This is a genomic window from Methanosarcinales archaeon Met12 (assembly GCA_002813105.2).
Classification (GTDB): domain Archaea; phylum Halobacteriota; class UBA148; order UBA148; family JAJOKI01; genus JAJOKI01.
This window is the reverse complement of record CP017966.2, coordinates 685,895-710,459: the sequence shown is the minus strand read 5'-3', so window position 1 is coordinate 710,459 and position 24,565 is coordinate 685,895. Positions and strand designations below refer to the sequence as shown.

General features: G+C 44.1%; 29 protein-coding genes and 1 tRNA gene. 13 read left to right on the top strand and 17 right to left on the bottom strand.

Annotated elements, in window-relative coordinates; all coding sequences use genetic code 11:
• Nucleotides 1–271: 271 nt before the first annotated feature.
• The 5 genes from recQ to fdhD all read right to left on the bottom strand — a co-directional run bounded on the left by recQ (nt 272) and on the right by fdhD (nt 5,459).
• Nucleotides 272–3,022, bottom strand: coding sequence for a DNA helicase RecQ (recQ, locus tag BME93_04505; GenBank protein ATZ61347.2), 2,751 nt, complete (start codon nt 3,020–3,022; stop codon nt 272–274).
• A complete protein-coding gene (locus BME93_04500) occupies nt 3,019–3,453 on the bottom strand; it encodes a DUF488 domain-containing protein (protein ID ATZ61346.2) in 435 nt (144 codons plus the stop codon). The genes recQ and BME93_04500 overlap by 4 nt, the downstream gene beginning before the upstream one ends.
• Nucleotides 3,450–3,974 carry a DUF488 domain-containing protein gene (locus BME93_04495; GenBank protein ATZ61345.2) on the bottom strand — a complete coding sequence of 175 codons (525 nt, stop codon included), beginning with the start codon at nt 3,972–3,974 and terminating at the stop codon, nt 3,450–3,452. The genes BME93_04500 and BME93_04495 overlap by 4 nt, the downstream gene beginning before the upstream one ends.
• Nucleotides 3,975–4,109: 135 nt before the next feature.
• The gene (locus tag BME93_04490) at nt 4,110–4,709 is read right to left on the bottom strand and encodes a molybdenum cofactor guanylyltransferase (GenBank protein ATZ61344.2); all 600 of its coding nucleotides are present in this window, start codon (nt 4,707–4,709) and stop codon (nt 4,110–4,112) included.
• 3 nt (nt 4,710–4,712) lie between these two features.
• On the bottom strand, nt 4,713–5,459 hold the full coding sequence (gene fdhD, locus BME93_04485; GenBank protein ID ATZ61343.2) for a formate dehydrogenase accessory sulfurtransferase FdhD: 747 nt from the start codon (nt 5,457–5,459) through the stop codon (nt 4,713–4,715).
• An 83-nt stretch (nt 5,460–5,542) separates the two neighbouring features.
• Between fdhD and hisF the strand changes: the two genes are divergently transcribed.
• The 4 genes from hisF (at nt 5,543) to BME93_04465 (ending at nt 8,269) form a co-directional block, all read left to right on the top strand.
• Complete coding sequence (hisF, locus tag BME93_04480; protein ATZ61342.2) at nt 5,543–6,355, top strand: imidazole glycerol phosphate synthase subunit HisF; 813 nt, start codon at nt 5,543–5,545, stop codon at nt 6,353–6,355.
• Between the two features lie 4 nt (nt 6,356–6,359).
• Nucleotides 6,360–6,815: a phosphopantetheine adenylyltransferase gene (locus BME93_04475; protein ATZ61341.2), complete on the top strand. Its 456-nt coding sequence runs from the start codon at nt 6,360–6,362 to the stop codon at nt 6,813–6,815.
• A gap of 53 nt (nt 6,816–6,868) precedes the next feature.
• A tRNA-Pro gene (locus tag BME93_04470) sits at nt 6,869–6,943 on the top strand.
• Between the two features lie 96 nt (nt 6,944–7,039).
• Entirely contained in the window at nt 7,040–8,269 is a 1,230-nt protein-coding gene (locus BME93_04465; GenBank protein ID ATZ61339.2) for an MgtC/SapB family protein, read from the top strand.
• Nucleotides 8,270–8,768: 499 nt separating this feature from the next.
• Here the strand turns inward: BME93_04465 and BME93_04460 are convergent, their stop codons facing one another.
• Entirely contained in the window at nt 8,769–9,215 is a 447-nt protein-coding gene (locus tag BME93_04460) for a phosphate-starvation-inducible PsiE family protein (GenBank protein ID ATZ61338.2), read from the bottom strand.
• 209 nt (nt 9,216–9,424) lie between these two features.
• On the bottom strand, nt 9,425–9,844 hold the full coding sequence (locus tag BME93_04455; protein ATZ61805.2) for a CBS domain-containing protein: 420 nt from the start codon (nt 9,842–9,844) through the stop codon (nt 9,425–9,427).
• Between the two features lie 84 nt (nt 9,845–9,928).
• Here BME93_04455 and BME93_04450 point away from each other — a divergent pair, with 84 nt between their 5' ends.
• The 5 genes from BME93_04450 to pyrF all read left to right on the top strand — a co-directional run bounded on the left by BME93_04450 (nt 9,929) and on the right by pyrF (nt 13,134).
• Nucleotides 9,929–10,879 (top strand): methanogenesis marker 12 protein, encoded by a 951-nt coding sequence (locus BME93_04450; GenBank protein ATZ61337.2) that lies wholly within the window; start codon nt 9,929–9,931, stop codon nt 10,877–10,879.
• Between the two features lie 113 nt (nt 10,880–10,992).
• A complete protein-coding gene (locus BME93_04445; protein ATZ61336.2) occupies nt 10,993–11,289 on the top strand; it encodes a nucleotidyltransferase family protein in 297 nt (98 codons plus the stop codon).
• The gene (locus BME93_04440; protein ATZ61335.2) at nt 11,286–11,645 is read left to right on the top strand and encodes a DUF86 domain-containing protein; all 360 of its coding nucleotides are present in this window, start codon (nt 11,286–11,288) and stop codon (nt 11,643–11,645) included. Before BME93_04445 ends, BME93_04440 begins: the two co-directional genes overlap by 4 nt.
• 43 nt (nt 11,646–11,688) lie before the next feature.
• Nucleotides 11,689–12,288: an IMP cyclohydrolase gene (locus tag BME93_04435; protein ID ATZ61334.2), complete on the top strand. Its 600-nt coding sequence runs from the start codon at nt 11,689–11,691 to the stop codon at nt 12,286–12,288.
• Between the two features lie 30 nt (nt 12,289–12,318).
• Nucleotides 12,319–13,134, top strand: coding sequence for an orotidine-5'-phosphate decarboxylase (gene pyrF, locus BME93_04430; protein ID ATZ61804.2), 816 nt, complete (start codon nt 12,319–12,321; stop codon nt 13,132–13,134).
• A gap of 9 nt (nt 13,135–13,143) precedes the next feature.
• Here pyrF and thrC read toward each other — a convergent pair whose 3' ends face one another.
• The gene (gene thrC, locus BME93_04425; GenBank protein ATZ61333.2) at nt 13,144–14,358 is read right to left on the bottom strand and encodes a threonine synthase; all 1,215 of its coding nucleotides are present in this window, start codon (nt 14,356–14,358) and stop codon (nt 13,144–13,146) included.
• A gap of 266 nt (nt 14,359–14,624) precedes the next feature.
• Between thrC and BME93_04420 the strand changes: the two genes are divergently transcribed.
• The 3 genes from BME93_04420 to BME93_04410 all read left to right on the top strand — a co-directional run bounded on the left by BME93_04420 (nt 14,625) and on the right by BME93_04410 (nt 16,085).
• Entirely contained in the window at nt 14,625–15,293 is a 669-nt protein-coding gene (locus BME93_04420) for a hypothetical protein (GenBank protein ATZ61332.2), read from the top strand.
• A 119-nt stretch (nt 15,294–15,412) separates the two neighbouring features.
• A complete protein-coding gene (locus BME93_04415) occupies nt 15,413–15,685 on the top strand; it encodes an AbrB/MazE/SpoVT family DNA-binding domain-containing protein (protein ATZ61331.2) in 273 nt (90 codons plus the stop codon).
• Complete coding sequence (locus tag BME93_04410; protein ID ATZ61803.2) at nt 15,645–16,085, top strand: PIN domain-containing protein; 441 nt, start codon at nt 15,645–15,647, stop codon at nt 16,083–16,085. Before BME93_04415 ends, BME93_04410 begins: the two co-directional genes overlap by 41 nt.
• A gap of 17 nt (nt 16,086–16,102) precedes the next feature.
• On the opposite strand, the gene alaS is transcribed toward BME93_04410, so the two are convergent.
• A complete protein-coding gene (alaS, locus tag BME93_04405; protein ID ATZ61330.2) occupies nt 16,103–18,823 on the bottom strand; it encodes an alanine--tRNA ligase in 2,721 nt (906 codons plus the stop codon).
• 63 nt (nt 18,824–18,886) lie between these two features.
• Here alaS and BME93_04400 point away from each other — a divergent pair, with 63 nt between their 5' ends.
• Nucleotides 18,887–19,114 (top strand): hypothetical protein, encoded by a 228-nt coding sequence (locus BME93_04400; protein ATZ61802.2) that lies wholly within the window; start codon nt 18,887–18,889, stop codon nt 19,112–19,114.
• 227 nt (nt 19,115–19,341) lie between these two features.
• On the opposite strand, the gene BME93_04395 is transcribed toward BME93_04400, so the two are convergent.
• The 8 genes from BME93_04395 to ftsZ all read right to left on the bottom strand — a co-directional run bounded on the left by BME93_04395 (nt 19,342) and on the right by ftsZ (nt 24,559).
• Nucleotides 19,342–19,896 carry a PH domain-containing protein gene (locus BME93_04395; GenBank protein ATZ61329.2) on the bottom strand — a complete coding sequence of 185 codons (555 nt, stop codon included), beginning with the start codon at nt 19,894–19,896 and terminating at the stop codon, nt 19,342–19,344.
• Nucleotides 19,897–20,125: 229 nt separating this feature from the next.
• A complete protein-coding gene (gene rpl12p, locus BME93_04390) occupies nt 20,126–20,437 on the bottom strand; it encodes a 50S ribosomal protein P1 (GenBank protein WRQ72881.1) in 312 nt (103 codons plus the stop codon).
• 40 nt (nt 20,438–20,477) lie between these two features.
• Nucleotides 20,478–21,413: a 50S ribosomal protein L10 gene (locus tag BME93_04385; protein ATZ61328.2), complete on the bottom strand. Its 936-nt coding sequence runs from the start codon at nt 21,411–21,413 to the stop codon at nt 20,478–20,480.
• A 1-nt stretch (nt 21,414) separates the two neighbouring features.
• The gene (locus BME93_04380) at nt 21,415–22,053 is read right to left on the bottom strand and encodes a 50S ribosomal protein L1 (GenBank protein ATZ61327.2); all 639 of its coding nucleotides are present in this window, start codon (nt 22,051–22,053) and stop codon (nt 21,415–21,417) included.
• A gap of 92 nt (nt 22,054–22,145) precedes the next feature.
• Nucleotides 22,146–22,625: a 50S ribosomal protein L11 gene (locus tag BME93_04375; GenBank protein WRQ72880.1), complete on the bottom strand. Its 480-nt coding sequence runs from the start codon at nt 22,623–22,625 to the stop codon at nt 22,146–22,148.
• A gap of 23 nt (nt 22,626–22,648) precedes the next feature.
• On the bottom strand, nt 22,649–23,113 hold the full coding sequence (locus BME93_04370; protein ID ATZ61326.2) for a transcription elongation factor Spt5: 465 nt from the start codon (nt 23,111–23,113) through the stop codon (nt 22,649–22,651).
• An 18-nt stretch (nt 23,114–23,131) separates the two neighbouring features.
• Nucleotides 23,132–23,347 carry a protein translocase SEC61 complex subunit gamma gene (locus tag BME93_04365; GenBank protein ID ATZ61325.2) on the bottom strand — a complete coding sequence of 72 codons (216 nt, stop codon included), beginning with the start codon at nt 23,345–23,347 and terminating at the stop codon, nt 23,132–23,134.
• 99 nt (nt 23,348–23,446) lie between these two features.
• A complete protein-coding gene (gene ftsZ / locus BME93_04360) occupies nt 23,447–24,559 on the bottom strand; it encodes a cell division protein FtsZ (protein ID ATZ61324.2) in 1,113 nt (370 codons plus the stop codon).
• Nucleotides 24,560–24,565: the final 6 nt, after the last annotated feature.

The following is a 24,565-nucleotide window of genomic DNA, read 5'->3' as shown; positions in this document are numbered from 1 at the left end:
TGAATAGGTACACCCAAGAACATAAAAATGCAGAGCTTATCTAATAAAGAGAGATTTGAAAATGAGTTTGGTATTCAAATTAGAGAATTATATCAGGAATTTATCAATGAATTAAAAGATAAGATATAGTACTGGTTAAAAGCCCCAGCCACCCGCACAGCATGAGGCAGGAGGCATCCGTTTGGTGTGTGAAGCCCTACGTCTTATAACCTGTAATCTGGAAATGTATGGATGCCAAAAACTTGTAAATAACACATTCTTGCGGTCGTTTTTATGAAAGTATGCCCAATTTCTTTAGCCTTGAATTAATACCACCTCTTTGTCTTCCGAATAGTTCCATAAGTTCCTCTATGGCTTTACCAGATTTGTACTCGGCAATTAACTTTTCATCATCCTCTTTTGTCCATGGCTCATACGCTCGCGGATGGATTTTTTGAATTTCCTTTGCGGAATATGCCTTGGATTTATCAGAATACGCCTCTTCTTTGACTGGAAAAGATAGTATATGTTCACGTTTCTCGCAATAATCAACAATTTCTTTTACGAATAATTCCCCGTACTTCTCTAATTTGCTTTCACCAACGCCGCCGATCTTCCGAAAATCTGATAGACTTCGCGGGAACTGGGTTGCCATCGCCTTCAAACTTGAATCGTGAAAGATGATATACGGTGGCATATCCTCTGCATCAGCGAGTTCCTTCCTCAAACTTCTTAAAATTTCAAATAAACCGTGATTGAAGTCCTCATCGAAATATTTTTGCGCTATCTGAACCTCTTCTGCCGGCTTGGTCAACAAAACCCCTTCTTTTTTGGATAAAATATCGCAACTCTGCGGTGTCAGTTTTACGATTGGATATTTGTCACCTTCCGATTTCAGATAACCGAGTTGAGCGAGTTCCCTAATAAAAGCCTGCCACTGCTTTTTTGAGTATTCTTTTCCAGCGCCGTAAGCCCCTAGGATATCGTGTCGATTACGAATTAATTTTTGATTTTTTGAGCCATACAAAATATCAACGATGTAATTTATTCCAAATCTTTCTTTAACCTGAGAAACGCACGATATAATCTTTTGGGCGATAATAGTTCCATCAATAGTTTCTTTTGGCTCCAGACAATTATCACAATTTCCGCAATTTGTTTCATGATACGCTTCACCGAAATAATCCAATAAAATTTTTCTGTGACATGTTCTACATTCACAAAAATTAACCATGTCATACAATTTCTTATATGCAATTCGCTTTTCTGTTTCATCTCCTTTTTGCTCGATAAAATATTCTATTTTTCTCTTATCTCCATAACTAAAAAAGAGAATACAATCACTTCTAAGCCCATCTCTTCCAGCCCTGCCAGTTTCTTGATAATAAGTTTCAAGGTTTTTAGGTAAATCATAATGGATCACAAAACGGATATTGGGTTTATCTATCCCCATTCCGAAAGCTATTGTTGCCACAATTATTTCAACATCGTCTTTAATAAATTTATCCTGCGTCTCGGTCCTTAAGTTAGATCCTAGTCCAGCATGATAAGGCAAAACACGATAACCCTCTTCTTGAAGTTTATTCGCCAGATTATCGGCAGATTTACGACTGTAACAATAAATTATCCCTGAATCTTTTTTATGTTTCTTTAAATACTGGAGCAATTGGTGATAGGCATTATCTTTTGGTTTAACCTGGTAGAATAAATTTTCACGGTTTAAACTCGCTTTATATATCTTTGAATTGGTTAGCCTTAACTGTGTTATAATATCCTTTTGTACCTCGGGAATAGCGGTTGCTGTCAGTGCAATTAAAGGAGCTTGAGGAAAATGCTCTTTAAGCAATTTCAACTGGCGATATTCAGGTCTAAAATCATGCCCCCATTCTGAGATGCAGTGGGCTTCGTCAACGGCAATCAAACTGATATTCAAACGCTGTAAAAATGATAAGAAGCTGGGTAGCATTATTCTTTCAGGAGCCACGTAAAGAGTGCTGACTCTGTCCCCAAGCAATTCCGATTTTATGTGTTGTATTTCATCAAAACCCAAGGAGCTGTTGATATAGGCTGCAGCAATCCCATTTGCTTTCAAACCATCGACCTGATCCTTCATTAAGGCGATAAGTGGTGAAATAACGATCGTTACACCGTCCAAAAGAAGGGCTGGTAATTGATAACACAAAGATTTACCCCCACCCGTTGGCATCAGGGCAAAAACATCGTTTTTTTGCAGAATATCCTTGATAATCTCCTCTTGAAGAAGAAAAAATGAAGTGAAACCAAAGTATTTTTGTAGTGCCTGATACGCTAATTCCATGTTAACTTGCTTTCCGTAATCCTTCTCCCTATAATCTGGAAAAGCATGTAAGCCTGAGACCTGTAGCCAGTGCACATCTTTAAAAAGTCTCGTAAGCCCAATATGGAGGAAGAGATTACTTTGGTTCAACCTCCATCGTAGTTCGTCGCTAATAGAACCTGGATTTTTACCCATTTGAATTCTTTGAGCATCGCAGTACTCCCTAAACGCACAATCCGTGACTTGCAAATTGTAAATCTCTTCGCTCATATCCGAAAATGTTATTCTATATTTGTATTTCCTTTCTTCCTTCATCGAATAATTAACATCCAAGACATTTACTACTTTTATCGTTCCCAATGATCTTCTTCCTTCCCCTGGATTTGTGTATCGTCCTTCATGAATTTTCGCTCCAAATATATCCTTAACCGATCCATCCAATGTACTCTCCAAGAATTTTTCTCTCTCCTCTTCAGAGAGAACTCCTATCAATCTCGGTCTATATCTCGTATTTATCTCCCAATCCTCTGTATGTGGTGGTTTAGGTAAAGGACGGAGAAAATCAAATTCAATTTTTGCAAAGGGTTTTATGACCTGCCCGCCCCATCCATAAAAAAGATAACTCTCCTTCACTCCAGAATATGGTATCACAGGTCTTATTGGTCTCCCTTCTCCATCAATCCCAAATATGCAAACTTTACCTCCGTGCATCTTGCTTAAGTCGGTGATTATTATCTCCTTTTTCATAGATGCACCACTTTAACGTCATCCCAATGCTCTTTGAGATATTCTGCCAATAATCTCCTGTGGCAATGATCTGCTGATGCCTCACTGCAAAGAAAACACGTTCTTCTCTCAAAAAACGGTTTATCGAGCTTATCTATGACTTTCCTACTCTCAAGGAGTTCGATATACTCATTAGCATAAACATCCCACTCTTTACTTTTGATATATCGGTCTCTGATCTCCTTTGTTGGTGCAAGGAACTTAAAATGGTAGTAATCAATGTCACATAATTCTTTTAAAAAATACACTAAATCGTCCTTTTTCGTGAATCCAGCAAGTTGAGATGTATTATTGAGCCTTATATCAATTATCTGCTCGATATTGTTTCTTTTCAGTACTTCAAAGAATTCCTTTGCACTCTTTTTGGTAAAACCTATTGCATATATCTTCATATTAGTGTAAGTTGAACCATTATCTTTTCTGGTTTTTCTATTTTCTCCTTGCTTCCATCTCCCCTTATGTGAAAAACATCCATACCCTCTTTCAATAAACTCTGTGTGATCAAGTGATGCCTGTGACACTTATGAGGGTCTTCTTCGCTGCACATTATCACAGTCCCCTTCTTATTCGCAAGCTCAATTAATGCCAAGATACCCCTTTTATACCACCCTTTTTTCATTACGTTTTCATAAATTATTTTTCCATTTTCGTAACAGTCTCCATCTCTCGGTTCTCCTCCGAGAACGTTTCCCATGTATTCATCCTCCATAAAGACATATTCAATTCCAACGTTTTCAAGTTTCATTTTTATGTTTTTTATATTAAACTGAGGTGTATATTTACTAAATGGAACGCTCCTCACATCCACCAAAACCTCGATTCCGTTCAATAAGCTCAAAAACTTTTCAAATTCAACGTTACTGTGCCCAACCGTATAAATACCAGCTTGATTTAACGCTTTCTTGGGTTGCATTTTATCATTCTATTAGTTGCTCTTTCTTTCATATAAAACTATTACGACAGTCGGGAAACTCATACACCAAGGCACACTAAAAGTCACCATACCCCGTATTTGATATACAGACCCGCTATAAGGTTTTTATGGATTTTAGATGGACAGCCCTTCTAGATCGTCTGGAGTATTCACATTGACAAACGTCCTCAGTTCGGCATCTATTCTTTGAATATCCCTCTCTATGGGCACATACCTGACATTAAGTGCACGCAATGGCGCCATGATGGCTCTCTCCCCTCTTTGAATCGCCCTCTCGCATTCTATCACCATGCTTTCTCGCCTGTAAACGGCATGCAGTGGCTCAAAATTACCATCTGCCCATTTTGGCACCGCGGCATCATACCCTTCTGCCAGGGAGAACAACAACTCAACAACATCGGGATTGACAAACGGCATATCGCAGGCAAGGGTCACCACATACTCTGATTTTGCGCTCTTTAGCCCAGCTAAAATACCTGCTATGGGGCCGAAGCCAACAATAGAGTCGTATGCTATACTTACCCTACCGATGGTGGATATGACCCCCTCCCCCTGCTCCACCTCGCTGACCACTATGATAATCTCATCGACGATCTCCGATAGATTGCCAATCATGCATTCGAGCATCGTTTTGTTGCCAATCCTGAGCAGTGATTTATCCATTTCGCCAAATCGTGAGCTGCGCCCCCCTGCCAGAACGATTGCTGATTTCATATCTCACACCACTCTTTCTGGATGTGAATAAACCGATAATCCGCCTTCATGCGCAAAGCAAACCAACGTGATGCCAACTCTTTGCGCTGCCTCTATACCGGATGCTATCGGAGCCGTTTTTGAGACTATCATGGGAATGCCAATCCTTGCCGCCTTTAGCACCATTCCGGCGGATTGGCGACCGGTGGACAGCAGGAATACATTGTGCAGGTCAATACCATTCAAAATGGCACCTCCAATCACCTTGTCGACGGCATTGTGCCTTCCGACATCTATTGCCTTCGCAACCAAGTTGCCATCCTGGCCTATCAAACTCGCGCTATGCACGCCCCTGGTCTTATCATAGATATCTGAATTTAGATTGACCAGACTGTCCACAATAGAATTCACGGTGAACTTCGCATCCGATATGACGTGAACATCATCATAGCTTTCCCAGCCGACACCGATGCATCCACTAGAATGCAGCTCATGCCAGAGCTCCAGACGATCGTTCGCCTTTATACTTGCATAAACGTTCAAATTTTCGCCTAAACGTACATCGAGGATATCACTGGGGTCGCCGACGACGCCTTCACAAACGAGATAACCCACCGCCAGCTCGCGCAGCATATCTGGCGTGGCCATTATCGACGCAAGCTTGGCATCGTTGACGAACAGGGTGATGGCGTCCTCTGTGGCGGTCAGACTGGTGCTCTTCACCTTCGAGTTCCTTGTGATATTAACTACGTCGAACTTTTTGAGATACATAATGGTAGTTATTAATGTCAATGGAGAAGAAAGACTTTATTTATTAGATATAATATAAATTCAGTGTCGATGTGAGAGTTTTTATGCTGACAAAGAGAATCATTCCATGTCTTGACGCTACCCTTGACGGGGGGGGCATGGTCGTGAAGGGCGTCGAATTTGTAAATCTACGGGGCGCTGGCGACCCATGCGAGCTTGCCAGGCGATACGACGAGCAGGGAGCTGACGAACTCGTCTTTCTGGACATAACGGCATCACACGAAGGGCGAAGGACGATGATCGAGGTAATCGAGCGCACCGCAGATGCGGTATTCATCCCCTTAACCGTGGGCGGTGGCATCAATTCCATAGATGACATCAGGACCATTCTCAAGGCTGGGGCAGATAAGGTCTCGATTAACACGTCTGCTGTACAAAATCCAGCATTTATCAGCGAGGCATCAGATGTGTTCGGGTCTCAATGCATCGTCACCGCCATCGATTGCAGGCGCAATTATGACCTCAAAGACGATAAAACAACGGTTCGGTTGGAAGACGGGAACGAAGTCTGGTACGAAGTGGTCATTTACGGCGGACGAAAACCGACCGGCCTGGATGCGATCCGCTGGGCCCAAGAGGTAGAGTCGCTTGGCTCTGGAGAAATATTGCTCACGAGCATGGACCGTGATGGTACCAAGCATGGCTATGACATACCGGTCACCAGAGTGGTATCAGAAGCGGTCAATATTCCCATCATCGCATCGGGCGGTGCAGGGAACATCGAACACATGCATGAAGCATTCACCAAAGGCAAAGCAGACGCATGTCTGGCCGCGAGCATATTTCACTTCGGCGAATATACGATTGGCGAGGTAAAGGAATATCTTAGAGAGCGCGGGATTCCCATTCGAACGTGATATTATGGAGAAAAAGAGAGTTGCAGTTGGAGGGACATTTGAACCGCTGCATGAGGGGCACAGAGCCATACTTAAAAAAGCATATGAACTCGGCGAGGTATATATCGGACTGACCTCTGATGCCATGGCGGACCGCCGGTATCGCAAGGTGCTTCCATATTGGCGGAGAAAGAAAGCGCTCGAGCAGTACGTCCATCAAGGATTTGGCATCATCCCAAACATCCAAAAAATACACGACCCGTATGGTCCAACTATAGACGAGCATTTCGATTATATTGTCATATCTCCAGATACTTATCCTGTTGCCATGGAAATCAATCAAATTAGAGAAAAGAAAGGGCTTCGTCCCATCGAGGCCATCAAGATAGATTTCGTGCTGGCTCAGGATGGAAAACCAATATCCTCCACCAGAATCAAAAATGGCGAAATTGATGAGCATGGCGTCTTGTTGCACAAATAATCCCTCGGCATGACAATCTTTTTATTCGATATCGCCTACTACAATTGGTCATCGGGGCAGTAGGGTAGTCTGGTCTATCCTCGCGGCTTTGGGAGCCGTGGACGGCAGTTCGAATCTGCCCTGCCCCATTTATAAACCGATGAAATATTTATAGTCCAGATGGCATTAACACTGATTGTATATCTCAAATCTTTGATTTTGTAGATGATGGAGCGATATAACTTATGATGCACTCCCTGGAGATATATGAGTCCCTGTTCAAAATTGGCCTGAGCGTGGCCCTTGGTATGTTCATAGGCATTGAGCGCGAGTGGGCACACAAGGAAGCGGGCATCAGGACGTTCACACTGGTAACTCTATGCGGAACTATTTTCAGTTTTATAAGTCATCAGTTGGTTGTAGTGGGTGCGGTCTTCATCGTGATATTGTCGGTGCTCATATCCATCTGGAACTTGTCCAATAATAAGGATATAAATCTGACTACTATGGTTTCTCTCATGCTGGCATATGGCGTCGGCATCCTGATAGAGATGGAGTTTTATACATTTGCGATTGCCATCACGATAATCGTCACAGCCATTCTATCTGTTAAACACGAACTCCATGGATTCGCGAAAGGTCTGACCGACCAGGAAATAAAAGGAGTTGTCAAGTTTGGCATCCTTGCGTTCGTAATTTTTCCTGTTTTGCCAAACGCGTACATCGACCCATGGCACATGATAAATCCCAGAACCATCTGGTTGATGGTCATGTTGATTTCAGCTTTTGGCTTCATCAACTACATCATAATGAAGCGAATGGGTAGCCGCGGAATCATATATACTGGCTTTTTTGGCGGCCTGGCAAACAGCACGGCGGTCGTATTTGAGCTGGCATCGCGCGTGCGAGGCAATCCAAACCTGATGTTCTTTGCTACTTCAGCCGTACTTCTGTCGAATGTTGCAATGTGTATGCGCAATTTATTCATCTGCGCAATGTTTTCATGGCAATTGGCGACAACGACGCTGTTCCCCCTGCTCACCATGATGCTTACTGGCTTAATCTATGTGCATTGGGCAGGTACAAACACTCATCGAGTGGAAGTGGAGCTCAAGTCACCGTTCAGCATAACACAGGCACTGCTATTTGGATTTATATTCCTGGGTATTATCGTCATCTCCGCTCTGGCGCACGCGCAATTTGGCGATGCTGGTTTCTACGTCTCAAAACTCATCAGCGGAATGATAAGCAGCGCTAGCGCGACGACGAGCGCAATCGTCCTCTATCAAGCAGGTAAGATCGATCACATGACGGCGGCGCTGGGCATAATTATCTCCAATATCTCGAGCGTTGTGACCAAAATTGGGCTGGTTAGAGCGTCTGGCAACAGGGAGTTTGCAAAACACGTTATCATCGGAAGCAGCATTATCATAATATCGTCTTTGGCGGTGACTGCAATATTGCTACTTGCATAAACCAACCTGCAAACCAACCTGCAGACAGGTTGATCATCAGAACGACCTGTCTCGCTATACTCGACAGGTCATAAAAGCCCCGGGCGAGATTTGCAACCAACCTGCAGACAGGTTGATCATCAGAACGACCTGTCTCGCTATACTCGACAGGTCATAAAAGCCCCGGGCGAGATTTGAACTCACGAACTCCTGCGAGACAGCGCCCTGAACGCTGTGCCTTTAGCCAACCCTCAAAAAGGTTGATCCGAAGATGTCCAAAGGATATCTTCTTAAGAAAATATTCCTATGGAATATTTTCGGTTTCAACGACCTGTCTACACTTCGTTCCGACAGGTCATATGCCAGTATATCTACTCGTCCTACTGAGCCCGAAGGGCGAATGTAGGACATTTTTGATCAACCTTTACCTCTGCTACGCAGAGTGAAGGTGTTTCTGCCAAAGCAGAAACGACCTTTTTATTTAAAAAGGTTGTTGACCTGACTTGGCAACCCCCGCAATTTAATGAATTGATTTCGTTATTGGTCCATATTTTGTGAACACCACCATTGCTACAGTTAACACTACAATCAATGCCACTACGAGACTCATCATCATAGCATCTATGGGCTCCACACCGAATACAAGTACTTTCCGCACCATGGCCGTCAATCCAGCAGCCAGTATCAGTCGCATGTCAAGTTTATGTTCCCTTATAAAAACTATAACGGTCTGTAGTAGTTCAACGAGTATCATGGCAACCATTAGATCTTTGAGTGCCAATAACATGGCCGACATCGGGTCATTTGGAATCACAAAAACATTCAACAACAGATTTCTTCCCACGTGTACAAATGTGATAAATGCCATCCCAATCAAGAATACAGCGATAATCGCATAGATTGCTATTTCTATCCCATCTACCGTGTCTGCCAGTTTTTGCCTCCAGACTATGCTATTATATCTCATGATGCTAACCGCGCTAAGGACTATATTCGTTAGGATGACTTATATTTAAATATATTCTCTGTGGGCAGTGTTAACTTAAGGACTACCTGAAACGTAAAACAGGTAGGTGCTATGCGTTTTGAAATCGTCATTTCTGCTTAAGTTAACAGCACCTCTCTGTGTTGGTACTGATTTCAAAATAAACAAGTGATTGTGGCCGTATGAATTATTTAAAAGCTTGGTGGTCGAGAGCTTCTTCGGCGCCGCTCACTTACATATAAACGTCCCAAGGCATCCATGACGGTGCGTGCACTCACCATGCCTACGACCTTCCCTGAATCGTCGGAGACCGGAAGATGTCGTATATAATGAGTCATCAGCAATTTTACCGCATCCTGGACGGAGGCGTTTTCGTTAATTGTGACAACCGCGGGATGCATCACATTTTTGACCAGAGTCGTCTTTGGATCTATCCCTCCAGCTACTACTTTTTTTATTACGTCCCGCTCCGTCAATATGCCCTTTGAATCGGTAGCAGAACCAACTATGACGGAAGCTATGTTTTTTTCACACATAATTTTAGCGGTATCCGTGACCGTAGACATAGAGTCTACAAAAGTTGGCTTGTGCATAATTTCGCTTACTATCATGTTATCACATTTATTAATTGTTAATCATTATATTTTAAACTTGTGCATAAATTAGATTACCCCCCTATGTGAATACTAATGAACATGTTTGTTGGAATCGACCACGGTACCACAGCGATACGCTTCGGAACGGATGATGGTCATGGCTTTGAATTATCACGGGAAAGCGCCAGAGAAATGGCAGACGATATACTGCTTAAGGCCATCCTATGCGGTTTAGATGTCAACGCAAGTGATATCGATTTGATGGCGATAGGATATTCGATGGGAGACGGCATATCAAAGATCACCGATATTAGGTGCGTAGCCAATCGGGGCGTCAGAGGGGTTGGAGGTGCTGGGAGAAATGTTGGCGGCGGCACTCATGTATTCGATGTGATCAGGGCATCTAACATACCTGCGATTGTAATACCTGGTATACACTCCGGGAGCGACATAGACCCGCGGATGAAGATGTTTTCACATGGAGCTAGCCCGGAGAAAGTTGGAATCGCATACCATGCTCTTTTGCGCGGATATTATACTTTCATCGTCTCAGATGTAAGCTCGAATACCGTTACGGTTGGAGTGGTAAATGGAAAAATTATCGGCGCCATAGATGCGGGCATTTTTGCACCTGGGATACTCCATGGTCCATTGGACCTTGAAGCCATTCGGGACATCGATGCCGGCAAAATGAGTGCAAACGAGGCTTTTTCAAGGGGAGGCGTATTGAAACACACGCCCTTTAGGGACCAAAAGGAACTAATAAATGCAAAAAGTGATGATGCCAGATTAGCTCTGGATAGACTCGCCCTGTTTGCCGCGATGGAAATAGCTGGGATGCGAGTAATGGTCGAAGAGCGTGAAGTGCTGGAGGCCATTTTTTTGAGCGGACCTGGTGAAATCAGAATTAAAATAGAGAATATCTTAAATATGAAAACCATCCACCTTAATAAATGGGGCGCTGCAATAGGCTGTGCCGAGATAGCACGAGATGTACATGCTGGCAAGAAGAACATCCTTGGAATTGAGGTGGATAAGCGATTTAAGTAATTTAGAAAGATAATTGGAGAGATAGGGGGCATTATTTTTGTAAGGCGGGAGGGAGATGTAAATGGTGGGGGGATTGTATTCAGAATGAGTATTTTATGCATTGGAGGGAGAATATGAAGATGAAAACGCGAAAAGAAATGGAAGAAACATTGAAAAGACATAAACCTTTCCTGAGAGAGAAGTTCAAGGTAAGTGAGATAGGGATTTTTGGATCTTACATCCGGGGGGAGGAATCCAAAAAAAGCGACGTGGATATTTTAGTGGAGTTTTATGGTCCGATCGGATGGGAGTTTGTCGATCTCAAGGAATTTCTCGAGGAAATTTTGGGCAAAGAAGTAGATTTAGTTACAATAAGGGCTTTGAAACCACAGCTAAAAGATAAAATATTGGAAGAAGTGGTTTACGCATGAAAAAGAGGTCATACAGGATGTTTGCCGAAGACATACTGGAAGCCATGGGCAAGATTGAGCGCTATATCAAAGGTTTAAATTATGAGACGTTTGCAAAAAGTGAGATGATTGTGGATGCAGTTATAAGAAATCTCGAAATTATTGGTGAAGCGTCGAGAAACATTCCAGAGCATATGAGGGGAAAATATCCCGACATTCCATGGAAAAGGATGATCGGATTAAGGAATATCGCAATTCATGAATACTTTGGGGTTGACTTGAGTATCATCTGGGAGATCATAACCAGGAACCTACCGGAAACGAGTCCCATGATTGCAGAAATGCTGAAAGGATTTAATGTTGAAACCGTTAAGTGAAATTAGGCTTCGTGTTAAATATATAAAAATGTGAAGGGTTACCATGTATATAGGCAGAATCGTCGCAATAGGGTGCTCAGGTGAAATTCCTTTTGCAGGATATAGAGTATCTTCCCGCTCTTTTCCAAATCGAATTGCCGAGATAAAGGATGATGTAGTGCTCATCGTTCCGAAGGATATAGCAGACCTTCTCCAAAATCCCTATATCTCATATAACTGCATTAAGATCGTCGGAGACGTGGCGGTTGCCTCGAATGGCTCGCATACAGACCCCATAGCCGAAAAGATCCAGTTGGGATATCCGCCAAGAGATGCGTTAGCATTGGGACTGCTCACGATGGATTATGAAAAAGACTCATACAACACGCCGAGAATCGCAGGCGTCGTCGATGTCTCTGCTGATAAGGGATATCTTGGCATAATAAAGTCGGATGGATTAACAGTCAGAGAGTTCAAACTCAAAAAAGATGATGCGCAGTTTGTCGCCACGTATGAGCAGACCGACTTTAAGCCATTGAGAGTAAAGGGGGCAACAGCAGGCGAAATCGCCAGGTCGATGTATGGTCTGGACTTTGAGCATCCCGTATGCACGGCTGCCGCTGTGTGGGATGGGGAGTTTAAGATGGGCGTATATAACGGATAGTGTATATAAATAATGTAGTTGAGGATGAAAATGAAGTTCAAAGATAAACTCAACAGCATGTCAAAAGAGAACAACAGCCTCCTCTGCATCGGCCTGGATACCAACATCGACGAAATCGCGCCATTCCTTTTGCGCAAGAAAGACGACCCTGTCTTCGAGTTCAACAAACAGGTCATCGATGCGACGAAGGATTTAGTGGTTGCATACAAACCAAATCTGGCGTTTTATGAAGCCATGGGTCCGGAAGGCTTGAAATCTCTGATGAGGACAATAGAATATATTCCAACCTCCATTCCGATCATCGGCGATGCAAAGAGAGGGGACATCGGCAACACCGCCAGAGCATACGCAAGAGCCGTGTTCGATGTGTTCGGTTTTGACGCCGTAACGGTAAATCCATATATGGGGCTCGATTCGGTCAAGCCCTTCCTAAATTATGAGGACAAGGGAGTATTCGTGTTATGCAGAACTTCCAACCCCAGTGCATCCGAGTTTCAAAATATCGGCACAAAGCCGCTGTATCAAATCGTGGCTGAGCACGCGGTAAAGTGGAATGTGCACGAAAACTGCGGATTGGTGGTCGGAGCCACCTGGCCAGACGAGATAAAGAAGATACGAACTATTATGGGCGAGGACATGCTGATGTTGATTCCAGGCATAGGCGCACAAAGTGGTGACCTTGAAAAGGCTGTAAGGTTTGGCACCAACTCATCGGGGGATATGGCCATCATCAGCTCATCGAGGAGCATCATCTATGCTGGCAAAGGAAAGGACTTTGACAGAAAGGCCAGGGATGCTGCCATCTCTTTAAGAGATAAGATAAACCAGTTTAGATATGAGAGCTGAGAATTAGATTTATTTAGAAATACGTTCAGATAATACCTTTTTTATCGCCCTTATGTCCGCCTCTACCTCAATGGGCTTATCGCAAACCCTCATAATCTCCTCTGGGTCCTTCAGCAGATGCCCGGTGGTGACGCAGACGACGCACTCGTCCCCGTCAATGATGCCCTGCTCGACCAATTTTCTTAACCCTGCAATAGATGATGCGCTCGCAGGCTCAACGCCTATGCCCTCCAGCTTGGCAAGGTCTTTCTGCGCCCTTATTATCTCCCCATCAGATACAACTTCTGCCATTCCCCCAGAGTTGCGGATGGCTCTCAGCGCTTTCGGTGCGTTCACCGGATCTCCAATCCTAATGGCGGTAGCGATAGTTTCAGGATTTGGTTCGGGAACGATATCCTTTACACCTCTTTTGAATGCATCAACAATTGGGGCCGCCCCTTCAGCCTGTATCCCTGTCATCTTTGGGATTTCGTCTATGATATCAAACTTCTGAAACTCGACAAAGCCTTTGTGGATGGCAGAGATGTTGCCAGCATTTCCGACAGGCACGACAACTCTATCAGGTACTCCCCAGTTTAATTGGTCTACGATTTCAAATCCAATGGTCTTCTGCCCTTCGAGCCTGAACGGGTTGACCGAGTTGAGGAGATAAAATCCCTCTTGGTCGCACAACTCTTGCACCAGCTGGAATACATCGTCAAAGTTGCCCTTGATGCTGATGACTCTGGCGCCGTGCATCAACGCCTGTGCTACCTTTCCCATCGCCACCTTGCCAGTGGGCAGCAACACCACGGCAGATATTCCGGCCTTTGCTGCGTATATAGCAAGTGATGCAGATGTGTTGCCGGTGGATGCACAAGCAACGGTTTGCATTCCTAATTCAAGCGCCTTTGATACGCCGACCGTCATCCCCCTGTCCTTGAACGAGCCTGAGGGATTTAGTCCTTCGTGCTTTACGTATAACTTGCGAATGCCGACCTCGTCTGCCAATCGACCGCATTCATATAGGGGAGTTCCTCCTTCATATAAGGACACTGGCTCACCTTTAATCGGTAAAAGCGCCCTGTATTTCCAGACACTTGGAGGTTGTTTGAGGTTTTGCGCGCTAATGTCGATATTCGAGTAATCATATATGACATCAAGAAGCCCGCCGCACCTTGGGCATCTGTAAATGATTTCCGAATCTGGATATTGGGTTTTACATTCGATGCATTCTAAGAACATGGTCATTCCCTTGATAATAGGTATCAAGATTTAAAGCATTGTACTTAAGGAAGATGATTCATACTATAATCGTCATTTCTACTTGGGCTAACAACACTGAAATATATATATATAATCATGTCTTAATGGCTTCCTAACATAGGAAATGATAATGGTGATGAAAAACAAAATCGTTTTACCTTTTTTGATATTGCTTCTCTTAGTCTTGCTCGCTGCCCCGGCGTCAGCAGGACAGACACCACCAAACATTACTGTTCGTCGCCCTATTGAGCCAAGAAGTATTTAACGTAGAGAGGGAGACAAGGTCCTTCAGAATTGTAACAGACCAAATTGTCAATGTCACCTGGCAGATTGATGGTGCTGTTGTCCAGACAAATGAGAGCGTCATCTCTGCAAACCTTACGATTGATGGGCAGATACCACCTGGGAATTGGAACGTCTCAACCATAGTGGAAAATCCAAATGGAACCGATATTCATACATGGGTGTGGTATGTAGTCCCATATCATCCTGGGCCACCAAAACCGCTTGCAATGGTAAGACAACCCGACCACTATCACATATCCAATACTGTTGGTGAAACGAGAACGTTTAGTGTATCTCTTGAGGATACATATTTTACTGTTTATTGGATAATGACAGATGCATATGCACTATATGGGGAAGTGTTGCCATTCGATTTTCAAAATCATCCAGGACTGATTAGACGAGATGTAAATGTTAGCTTTTCGCAGATTGATATACCAGCTACGACGATTGGTGAGTTTTCTGTTATGGCGGTGCTTGAACAGAATGATGGGAGCATAATTGTAACATCATGGTTTTGGGAGATTAAATCACCACCAGCGTTGTCCCAACCACTATATTTTGGAGCAATAGTTGGAGTTGTTGGATTGCTATTAATAGCATGGCTAATGAGACGCTTGAAAAACTAAGAACTTAGAGCCTTTTTAACTAAATCAACGCCCTTTTTCGGTATCTCGCTCAGTTTTCCGTGGAAATCACATCAATCTATCGACAAGCTTAAATGGCAGTAATGGTATAAATGGATTTGATGGTAGATATGGAAATCGTAGGAGTAGACAATGCTGGACGTTTGATAATCCCAAAAGACATTCGTAAGCGAATGGGCATCAATGAGCATTCTAAGCTATTGATAACGGACGTAAAGGACGACATCATTGTAATCAAAAAGATGAACATATGGGAGATCGTTAAGAGGCTACAAGACGAACTAAAAGGCGTGGACATAGACAAGATTCAGAAAGAAGTTGAGGCAGAAACTAATGAAGAGGCCAGAAAAAAGTACCCACAAGTTCTTGGTTGACAACAATGTCTTTGTCTCAGCGATTAAACACCCTGGAAGAAGAACCCAGACGCTAAAATTAATCTTAAGAATGATATATGACGCCAAAATAGAGTTGGTCATGGATGCGCTCCTCTTAACAGAGATGAAGAAATATGCCCAGCGTTTTGGCTCAAAAACCACGACGGAAATTTTTGATGCCATCGTTGCTAAAGCAAACTCGGTTGAGGTCGAGGAAAAGTTCGTTAAGATCTGTAAGCAGTATCTACCTAAAAAAGAATCCGCAGATATCGTTCACGCCGCGGCCTGCCTTCAGACAGGTGCAATTTTAATAACGAATGACAAGCATTTTGAGAAGATTCGGAAGGAGAAGATCATCAAAGTATGGTACACAACTGAGGCGATAAAAAGGTTAAGGTGAATAAGCCGTTTGAAAAACTAAGAGTTTATAGCCTTTTTAACTAAATCAACGCCCTTCTCCAGCACCTCATCCAACCTCTCCACCTTCGGACCACCCCCCTGCGCAAGCTCTGGTCTTCCGCCACCACCACCACCTACCATTTTGGATAACTCGCGGACGATGGCGCCCGAGTCGATGCCGCGCTTGACTGCGACAGGTCCAGCCGAGACCACTATTTTCACATCGTCCTTACTGGATGCGAGTATCACGACCACGTCCTCTTTTGCCAACAGTGGCGCCATCTTTATCAATTCTTCTATATCGGCGTCGGCAAATGTCCTCGAAATCAATCTAACATCGTCGACCTTACGCGCACTATTGGCCATGTCCGATATCCTCGCCTTAGCCAGTTCCTCCTTCAGCCTGGCGTTCTCCTTCTTGAGCCATTTCCACTCTTCAAAGAACTTCTTCGCAGTCTTGGGAACATCGTCCCGTGAAACTCCCCACATATCTGACAATTCTTTTAAAATCCTCTCATGGTGCTGTATCTCTTTCATCGCATTCTCCCCTACCACAAATTCAAGTCGAACTACGCCGTCCTGTATTCTCTCCGAGCTCGTAATTTTGATAAAACCTACCTCTGAGGTGCTTTTGGTGTGAGTCCCTCCACATGCCTCTACCTCGTACTCGCCTATGCCAACGATCCTCAACACCTTCCCCGGGACGGCCCCGCCCTGATATATCCTCATAGAGTATCTGCTTTCAGCTTCTCCCCTTGGCATTTCCATGATACGAACTGGAATGTTCCGTTTCACAAGCTCGTTTGCCGCCCTCTCTATCTCCTGGAGCTGGTCAAAGCTTAAAGAGTCGTAATGGGTGATGTCAAGTCTCGCCTTTTCAGGGGTCTTTTCGGCGCCAGCCTGCCAGATATGCTCTCCCAGGACCTTTCTGGCAGCATAATTGACTATGTGCGTGGCAGTATGGTGCTCGGACAAGACCTTTCTCAACTCAGCATCTATAATTCCCTCAACCACATCGCCTTCGATGGGCTTTTCAGTAATATGTATTATGACGCCGTCTTCTTTTATGACCTCGAGGACTTTTACTCCGTTTAATGTTCCAGTATCATGCACCTGTCCCCCGCTGCTTGGGTAAAATAAGGTCTTGTCGAGTATTATTTTAGTAGGCGCAATCCGTTTGATGGCTTTTGCAGTAAACTTCGTTGCCGCTGGCTTTTCATAGTAAAGCATTTTCGTAGGGCGAATCCCTGTAACGTCGTATTTTGCCCTGTCCACTTTCGCCTCTTGTTTCTCATGCCGCATCTGCACCTGGTGGTAGAAATCATCCGGAATCGTGACAGAATGGCCGAATTCCCTTATGACAGCTGGAGATATCCCATGGGAATCATACAATTCCACCAGTTTGTTTACGTCGAATTTTTCGTTTCTCTGGGTCATCCTCCGCACGATGTCCCTGCTCTTTCTCATCGTCTCATCATATCGCCTCCTCTCGATTTGCAGAATTTCGAACAGGCTCCCATAATCTCTGAGCTCGGTGAACCATTTGCCGAATTCATCGATATGAAGTTTGAAAAGGTCTTCAAGCTCGACGTCGATGTCATACTCATCGATGAGGGACCAACAACGTCTCAGGATATTTCTGAGATTATATCCTCCCCCTACATTGCTGGGCAGTGCACCATCATGTAGTGCGACTAAAAGCGTCCTCGTGTGATCTCCCAAAGCATAAAGCGACCGTGTCCTGTAAACTTCTTCTTTGAGGTTGTGTGGCTCGATGCCAATATAGGACGCCACGTCATTCCATATGGGGCTGAGATTCTCCATCTCGTCGACGCTCAACAGACCCGCGTATCTCGCGAACTTGCTCCAGAATTCTGGGGGGGCGCCTCCATATTTGTATAGATATTTCATGACACTCGGGAAGACGGTATCATATGACATAGGGGTCCCCTGTGAAAGCCACGACCATCGTTCCAGACCAGCACCCATGTCGATTACCTGGGTTTGAAGTTCTTTATAAGAGCCGTCTGGCAGTGATTGGTATTGCATGTACACCTGGTTGCCCAGTTCAAGGCCTCTTGAAAAGAACTCCATAGATGGGCCGAAATTTCCTCCACCTGCCCAGACATCCTCATGGAAGTATAACTCATGTGGAGAAATTCCCAATCCATTTGTTAAAAACTCGTATATCTGGGCTATTCCCTCCTCCTTGAAATAGACGTACTTATCCGTGGTATTAAACACGTGCTGGCCCACCATTATGAAACCAGTGTAATGCCTACCTGTGATTCCCACGCTGTCGATATCCTGGAATCTCAGGCAGAATTGTGGTTCAATCACCGCATCCGCTGGTGGCTCCACTTCCCCAGAAACGACATATGGCTGGAAATCATTTATGCCTGCGGTCACAAAGTAAAGAGCGTCATACCACCTGCATACGACTGGATATCTGTCAAGTGGCACATAATCCCATTTCTTGAACGCATCTACATATACGTCCCATGCCTCTTTATATCCAAATTTCCTTTTCGTGATGGTCTGGTTGATAAACCGATACCCGCCACTGCACGCAGGTTCGTCACAGAAGTCCCGCGGCTGGATAGCCCAGAAACTTTTGCCACATTTTTTACAAATATTTCTGCAGAAACCAAGGGATTCTAACGTCCTGGCTGGGTAGAATTTATTATAATTCCTTGAGAAGTGAGATTTCATCTTATTTTTAATCTGCTCGTCGTTCATTGTGCTTTATTTATATGCCCATCTTCAAAAAGGTATTTGTTACAGGGGCACATATTAAATACCATGACAGAAGAAGAGGAAACGACAGAAGTAGTAGGGGAAAGTGCAGAGCAAGTAATCGATAGAGTGCATAAAGAGGGCGAAGCTGAACATGGCCCGATTTATCTTTCTAAATATATGCATAGGGATTTCATCGAATTATATCGCAATCTTAAAAAGGAATATAACAGGGAATTTGCAGCAGAGGAAGTTAAAAGGCGAATGAAGATGTTGACGAAACAACAGAGGTAGTAATTGGCCCTCACTTAGTGGTTTTAAAAGCGCCAGAAAGACCAATCGGTGTTGGTATCACTCTTTATGACGCTGACAATAATGCCCGAGTTTTTGGGACAAGCACTCGAATAATATAAGGTTTTGATGCCATAGGATATAAGTTTAATGCTGACCAAGCTTTGCACCTTTTAGGAGTTTAGGTGCAAACGCTACTCTTTAAGTGCAAAGCACTTAAACGGGAAAAATTAATCGATATGTTTTTCTATTTGGTTTTTCACTTGGATTGGATTTTTTACATACTTCCAAACAAACTCAAACACAATACCACTACCTGCGGTATCAATAATTATATCACCAAAATTGAACATTTTTCCAATTATTCCTTGCTTTGTTCTAACAGAGGTAATATGTTTAAACGAGGCGGATTTAAAGTCTTCTGAAATAACTCCATATCTATCCATGACTCGCTTATCTGTTATTGCATATTTTGTAGATAATTTTTGTATAATAACCCACCCGATAATTAGAACTCCGATTAGAAGTGGAATTGTTATTATCCCAAGACAAAATTTCCAAAAGTATCCTATCCATTCAGGAGTTCCTTCATATTCAATCTTCTCATCTTTTTGTAAATGTTGTTCGAGTTCCCACATGTTAATCTTTCCATTAATTCGGCCTTGTAGAAACCCTCTATCTGAACGAACATAAATGTCTGATGTCACAGATGAAACACCGACTAAATCAAAGCCGACTAACTCGGAAGAGTTAGACGGAGTCCGCAAATCTTTGATTTGGGACATTTAGACGGAATAGCAATTCTTTGAATTGCTACAGTTGTAATTCCTACGAGAATTTCAACACCCCTCTATCGATATTGTGTATCACTAGCTTGGTCTCCTTGGCTTGATTTCTGTAGTAATTGAGAGGAGGGTTCTACAGAGCCGATATCTTGCTCTCCCAGACAAGTAGATTACCCTTACGTGCTGAAACTTAAAAACTTCTCTCTGGGACAGGAAATTAAAAAGTGATTTAACCGAACAGAGCACTAAGCCCCTCCATTCCGGCTTCTTCCGTTTTCTCTTCTTTTTCCTTCTTTTCCTCTTTTTTACCTTCTTCCTTCTTTTCCTTAACAGTTGGTGCAGCCTGCGTTGGCGCCGCCGGTGCAAACGCCGCTTGTGCAATGGCCTCGTCTATATTGACGCCGTCGAGTGCGGCTACAAGCGCTTTTACTCGCGACATATCGGCATCGATACCTGCCGCCTTTAATACGGCGGTAATGCCATTTTCATCCACATTCTTTCCAGCATTGTGTAGTATAAGTGCTGCGTATACATATTCCATATCCTATAACACCTCTTTTTTGATTATAACAATAACGAACTCAAGCCCGTTTATATATCTCTTCTCCTTCTTTAACTTCACCTGCTTCTTCTGACGCCCGTTCGGATTTTGACTCTAGGGCTTTCTCTGAAAGTTTGGCTGTCAGAGATACCATTTGAAGATTTGCTTTTGCAAGCAGTGCATCGATGACATCTGGCTCAAATATCATCGCATTAATCGCCAAACTTCTCGCTTCGACGGATGCCTTTTGCAGTAATACTCGAATTGATGCACTGGTCGGATATGCGATATTAATCGATAGGTTAAAAGCATTACGCACGGCAGTCATGAAATCCGAGAAGTATTTGGATTCGTCGACCGCCAATATATCAGGCCTGAATATCATTCCCTCTTCATATACTGCTCTTAGATTCAAGCCGACCTCCATCGGATATATCTCAAGTTTTGTCAAGATATCTGCAACCTGCTGCTGAATTTTGTCGCCTGCCTTGACAAGGACTTTACGCTCCCGGATTACCACCTTGCCGCCCTCGATCGCAGCGGGCACCCCGACATTCTGGAACTCTCCCACTATTGGACCTGGTTTAAAGGGAGTTGGACCTTTTTCTATGATGATGTCACATGGAGCGATGTCTCCTGGCTTTGCTGGCGCAGATGACTTGTTTTTTTCTATTAGTCTTTGCAATTTGAATGGATTTAGTTCGGTGAACAACAGCGCAGTTTGTCCCTCAATAAATTCTTTCAGCACGCGGACCTTTTCATCAGATTCATCAAGCGCCCTTTCGATGAGCGTATTTCGGGCTATCTTCAGAATGGCCGACCCATATAACTCCGCCCTAATCTGCTGCAATTGTCTTGCTGGGATTCCATGAACATTTACTATGCCCACTGCAGGATGGGAATTAATGGACTCTTTAATCTCTTCGATTTCGTCCTTCTTCCATTTTGGAATGTGGGTGCTGTGCACTTCTGCCATCTTACATCACCTTCTCTGCAGGTCCCATCGTGGTTTTCACATAAATCGAACGAATATTCTGGGCTCCCCCTTCAAGTTTCGCCTCGATGTGCCTGAGAATCGCCTCGATGTTGGCAGCTATCTCTTCTGGCGCCATGGACTTACATCCGACCATCGTATGAAACGTCTTTTTATCCCTGGACTTCAATTTTACCGTCTTTCGCAGTTTCTTGATTATCGGAGTTATGTCCTCGTTTGGAGGGACCGGGTACGGTATTTTACCGCGTGGACCCAGGACCTGTCCCAAGTTTTTGCCTATCGATGGCATTAGTTGCACTTCGGCGAGGATGAAATCATATTCATCGGCGATGGATTTGGCCTTAGTCTTATCTTTTTTAAGTATCTCAATCTGTTCTGGCGGAAGAATCATATCTGCTCCCGCTTCCTTCGCCACTATGGCCAACTCATCCGAGGCAAAAACTGCTATTTTCACCGGCTTGCCCAATCCACTTGGGAGAACTACCGCTTCATCGATCCTATTTTGAGGTTGACCCATGTCGATATTTTTAAGATTGATCGCCAGGTCAACGCTTTCGGTAAAATTACGTTCCGGTGAGCTTAAAGCCGTTTTAACGGCCTGTAATATATCTTTGCGCGCCATATTATCCCTCGTAGTGTATTACGATCAGACGATCTCCTACGATGCATTTATCGAATTGTGAGTTCTCAAATTGACCAAGCACATATTTTAAACTATCGGTTGGCGAATACGCTGTCGTATTCTCCTTTATCAATATCCTTCAAGGCATCTTTAGCGCTTTTTCCATCCACGATAACGCCCATTGAAACACATGTGCCGATGACCTCTTTTGTGGCTTTTTTAAGCGTAGTTGAGAGCATGCTATCCATCTTCATCCTGGCAATTCTTGCCGCCTGCTCCATGGAGAGGTCGTTTACTGAATCGGTTCCAGCCGCACCAGGGGCTTTTTGTATCCCAAGTTCTTGCATTATCAGCGCAGATGTGGGTGGAGTCCCCACTTCTATGGATACGTTTTTGGCATCATCTACGATGACCTTGACGGGGACTTGCATTCCGTTAAACTCTTTCGTCTTTTCGTTGATATCCTCGACTACCTGCTTGATATTTATTCCAAGTGGTCCTAATGCTGGTCCCAATGGCGGCCCTGGATTTGCCTGTCCCCCTGCTACAAGAACTTCTATCGTTTCAGCCATGATATGGTGTGTTACCTCTTTATTTAACCCTCAGATTCCTCTTTGCCCAATACCCTAACGTGGTCCCCCCTGATCGTGATAGGTATTGGTACCATCGCTTCAAATAACTCAACTGTGATCTCCTCATGGCCCTCGTCCACTCGCTTGACTCGTGCCTTCTCTCCCTTAAATGGTCCGGCTATCAATTCTACAATACAACCATCTGAGATGCCTGTAACGCTCGGCTTCGGCGTCAGGAAATGCTCTATTTCAGCAAGGCTGGATTGTCCTTTAACCAAACCTCTCGTATGCGGAATACCATGAATGGCCTCATCTACGATCTCCTTCGCAGGTGACTCGATCAGTACATATCCCTTCAACTCGTGTGGAACTAATATTGCCCTGATGTCATAGCCCCCTTTGACCGTCGCCTGTGCAAGCAGGTTAGCGACAGGTCTTTCTTGATTGGCAGTCGTTTTAACCACATAGATGGTTGTTTTATCATCCATACTATCCTCCCCAAAAATCTAGTTGCCTATGAGTAACTGCGGCAGAAGGCTTAATACGAAGTATAATAAAAATCCGATTAAGCCGATCGATAGGGCGCCCATTATACAGACCTTTGAGACCATATTGAACTCTTCTTTACTAGGTTTTCTGGCTAACCTGATTATCCTCATATACTCATTAATTTTTGTTGATATATTGCCATCTAATGCCCTGCTGTCAATTCTTTTCGCCAACGTTTCACCGTCCGATAAACGGCATTATAAAATATACCCAAAGTATCACATGTCATTAAACTCAACGTAAAAATACCTTTTAAGTCATGACAATTGATATCATCTTAGGAAGTCGATGCCGTACTTTTGAGTGGTCCCTTTCAGTTCCTCTGCTCTCCCATATATCTGAGACGATTTTACCCCCGTCACGATTATCATCGTCTTGATGGTCCGCTCCAATGCTGGATCGATCTGCGCCCCCCAGATTAGATGTGCATCTGGATCGATGCGCTGATAAACCTCTTCGATTATTCCTTCTGCCTCGGCGACGGTCATATCAGTTCCGCCAATTACATTTACCAATGCAGTAGTTGCACCGGAGACGTCGACGTCGAGTAACGGGCTTCTCAACGCCCTCTTTGCCGACTCGATGGCTTTATCCTCGCCGTCTGCTTCACCGAGACCTATCATGGCAACTCCACCTTTTTGCATAACGGTTCTAACGTCTGCAAAGTCGAGATTTACCAGCCCAGGTTTAGTAATCAATTCGGTAAGCCCCTTAACTGCACGCATCAACACTTCGTCTGCAACCTTAAACGCAGCCTGTAATGGTAGGCGCGGTGCGATTTCCAGCAACTTATCATTAGGCACGACGATAACGGTATCCACTACTTCGCGCAGACGTTCCAGCCCAGCCTCGGCATTTGCTCGCCGGACCATGCCCTCTGCCCTGAAAGGAAGGGTCACTATTGCTATGGTAAGTGCCCCTGCATCTCTGGCAGCTTTTGCAACTACCGGGGACGCCCCGGTTCCAGTTCCACCACCAAGTCCGCATGTGATAAAGACCATATCAGATCCATCCACCGCCGCCCTGATAGTCTCTTCACTTTCCTTGGCTGCATCCTCCCCAATCTGTGGAATGCTGCCTGAACCAAGCCCCTTGGTCCTCTTCCGCCCTATTAAAATCTTATTATTCGCGTGAATATAAAACAAGTGTTGAGCATCTGTATTCAATGCAAACAGGTTCACCCCTTCAATACCTTCCTCTATTATTCTCTGAATCGTATTTGATCCGCCGCCTCCACACCCAAAAACACGTATGGTAGTTTTGAGCTCCTTTAAGATTTCAAATAGGTCCTCATCCGTCTCTCCAATTTCCTTCTTTTGGGACTTTTGCCCCTCTGCATTTTCCATTTCTGCCCTTGTAAGCGCCTCTTCTACGATAGACTTCATATTAAT

Bases quoted from the DNA above. Each gene is read 5' to 3' on its own strand.
- recQ (ATZ61347.2), bottom strand. From the start codon at position 3,022: ATGAAAAAGGAGATAATAATCACCGACTTAAGCAAGATGCACGGAGGT.
- BME93_04500 (ATZ61346.2), bottom strand. From the start codon at position 3,453: ATGAAGATATATGCAATAGGTTTTACCAAAAAGAGTGCAAAGGAATTC.
- BME93_04495 (ATZ61345.2), bottom strand. From the start codon at position 3,974: ATGCAACCCAAGAAAGCGTTAAATCAAGCTGGTATTTATACGGTTGGG.
- BME93_04490 (ATZ61344.2), bottom strand. From the start codon at position 4,709: ATGAAATCAGCAATCGTTCTGGCAGGGGGGCGCAGCTCACGATTTGGC.
- fdhD (ATZ61343.2), bottom strand. From the start codon at position 5,459: ATGTATCTCAAAAAGTTCGACGTAGTTAATATCACAAGGAACTCGAAG.
- hisF (ATZ61342.2), top strand. From the start codon at position 5,543: ATGCTGACAAAGAGAATCATTCCATGTCTTGACGCTACCCTTGACGGG.
- BME93_04475 (ATZ61341.2), top strand. From the start codon at position 6,360: ATGGAGAAAAAGAGAGTTGCAGTTGGAGGGACATTTGAACCGCTGCAT.
- BME93_04465 (ATZ61339.2), top strand. From the start codon at position 7,040: ATGATGCACTCCCTGGAGATATATGAGTCCCTGTTCAAAATTGGCCTG.
- BME93_04460 (ATZ61338.2), bottom strand. From the start codon at position 9,215: ATGAGATATAATAGCATAGTCTGGAGGCAAAAACTGGCAGACACGGTA.
- BME93_04455 (ATZ61805.2), bottom strand. From the start codon at position 9,844: ATGATAGTAAGCGAAATTATGCACAAGCCAACTTTTGTAGACTCTATG.
- BME93_04450 (ATZ61337.2), top strand. From the start codon at position 9,929: ATGTTTGTTGGAATCGACCACGGTACCACAGCGATACGCTTCGGAACG.
- BME93_04445 (ATZ61336.2), top strand. From the start codon at position 10,993: ATGAAGATGAAAACGCGAAAAGAAATGGAAGAAACATTGAAAAGACAT.
- BME93_04440 (ATZ61335.2), top strand. From the start codon at position 11,286: ATGAAAAAGAGGTCATACAGGATGTTTGCCGAAGACATACTGGAAGCC.
- BME93_04435 (ATZ61334.2), top strand. From the start codon at position 11,689: ATGTATATAGGCAGAATCGTCGCAATAGGGTGCTCAGGTGAAATTCCT.
- pyrF (ATZ61804.2), top strand. From the start codon at position 12,319: ATGAAGTTCAAAGATAAACTCAACAGCATGTCAAAAGAGAACAACAGC.
- thrC (ATZ61333.2), bottom strand. From the start codon at position 14,358: ATGTTCTTAGAATGCATCGAATGTAAAACCCAATATCCAGATTCGGAA.
- BME93_04415 (ATZ61331.2), top strand. From the start codon at position 15,413: ATGGTAGATATGGAAATCGTAGGAGTAGACAATGCTGGACGTTTGATA.
- BME93_04410 (ATZ61803.2), top strand. From the start codon at position 15,645: ATGAAGAGGCCAGAAAAAAGTACCCACAAGTTCTTGGTTGACAACAAT.
- alaS (ATZ61330.2), bottom strand. From the start codon at position 18,823: ATGAACGACGAGCAGATTAAAAATAAGATGAAATCTCACTTCTCAAGG.
- BME93_04400 (ATZ61802.2), top strand. From the start codon at position 18,887: ATGACAGAAGAAGAGGAAACGACAGAAGTAGTAGGGGAAAGTGCAGAG.
- BME93_04395 (ATZ61329.2), bottom strand. From the start codon at position 19,896: ATGTCCCAAATCAAAGATTTGCGGACTCCGTCTAACTCTTCCGAGTTA.
- rpl12p (WRQ72881.1), bottom strand. From the start codon at position 20,437: ATGGAATATGTATACGCAGCACTTATACTACACAATGCTGGAAAGAAT.
- BME93_04385 (ATZ61328.2), bottom strand. From the start codon at position 21,413: ATGGCAGAAGTGCACAGCACCCACATTCCAAAATGGAAGAAGGACGAA.
- BME93_04380 (ATZ61327.2), bottom strand. From the start codon at position 22,053: ATGGCGCGCAAAGATATATTACAGGCCGTTAAAACGGCTTTAAGCTCA.
- BME93_04375 (WRQ72880.1), bottom strand. From the start codon at position 22,625: ATGGCTGAAACGATAGAAGTTCTTGTAGCAGGGGGACAGGCAAATCCA.
- BME93_04370 (ATZ61326.2), bottom strand. From the start codon at position 23,113: ATGGATGATAAAACAACCATCTATGTGGTTAAAACGACTGCCAATCAA.
- ftsZ (ATZ61324.2), bottom strand. From the start codon at position 24,559: ATGAAGTCTATCGTAGAAGAGGCGCTTACAAGGGCAGAAATGGAAAAT.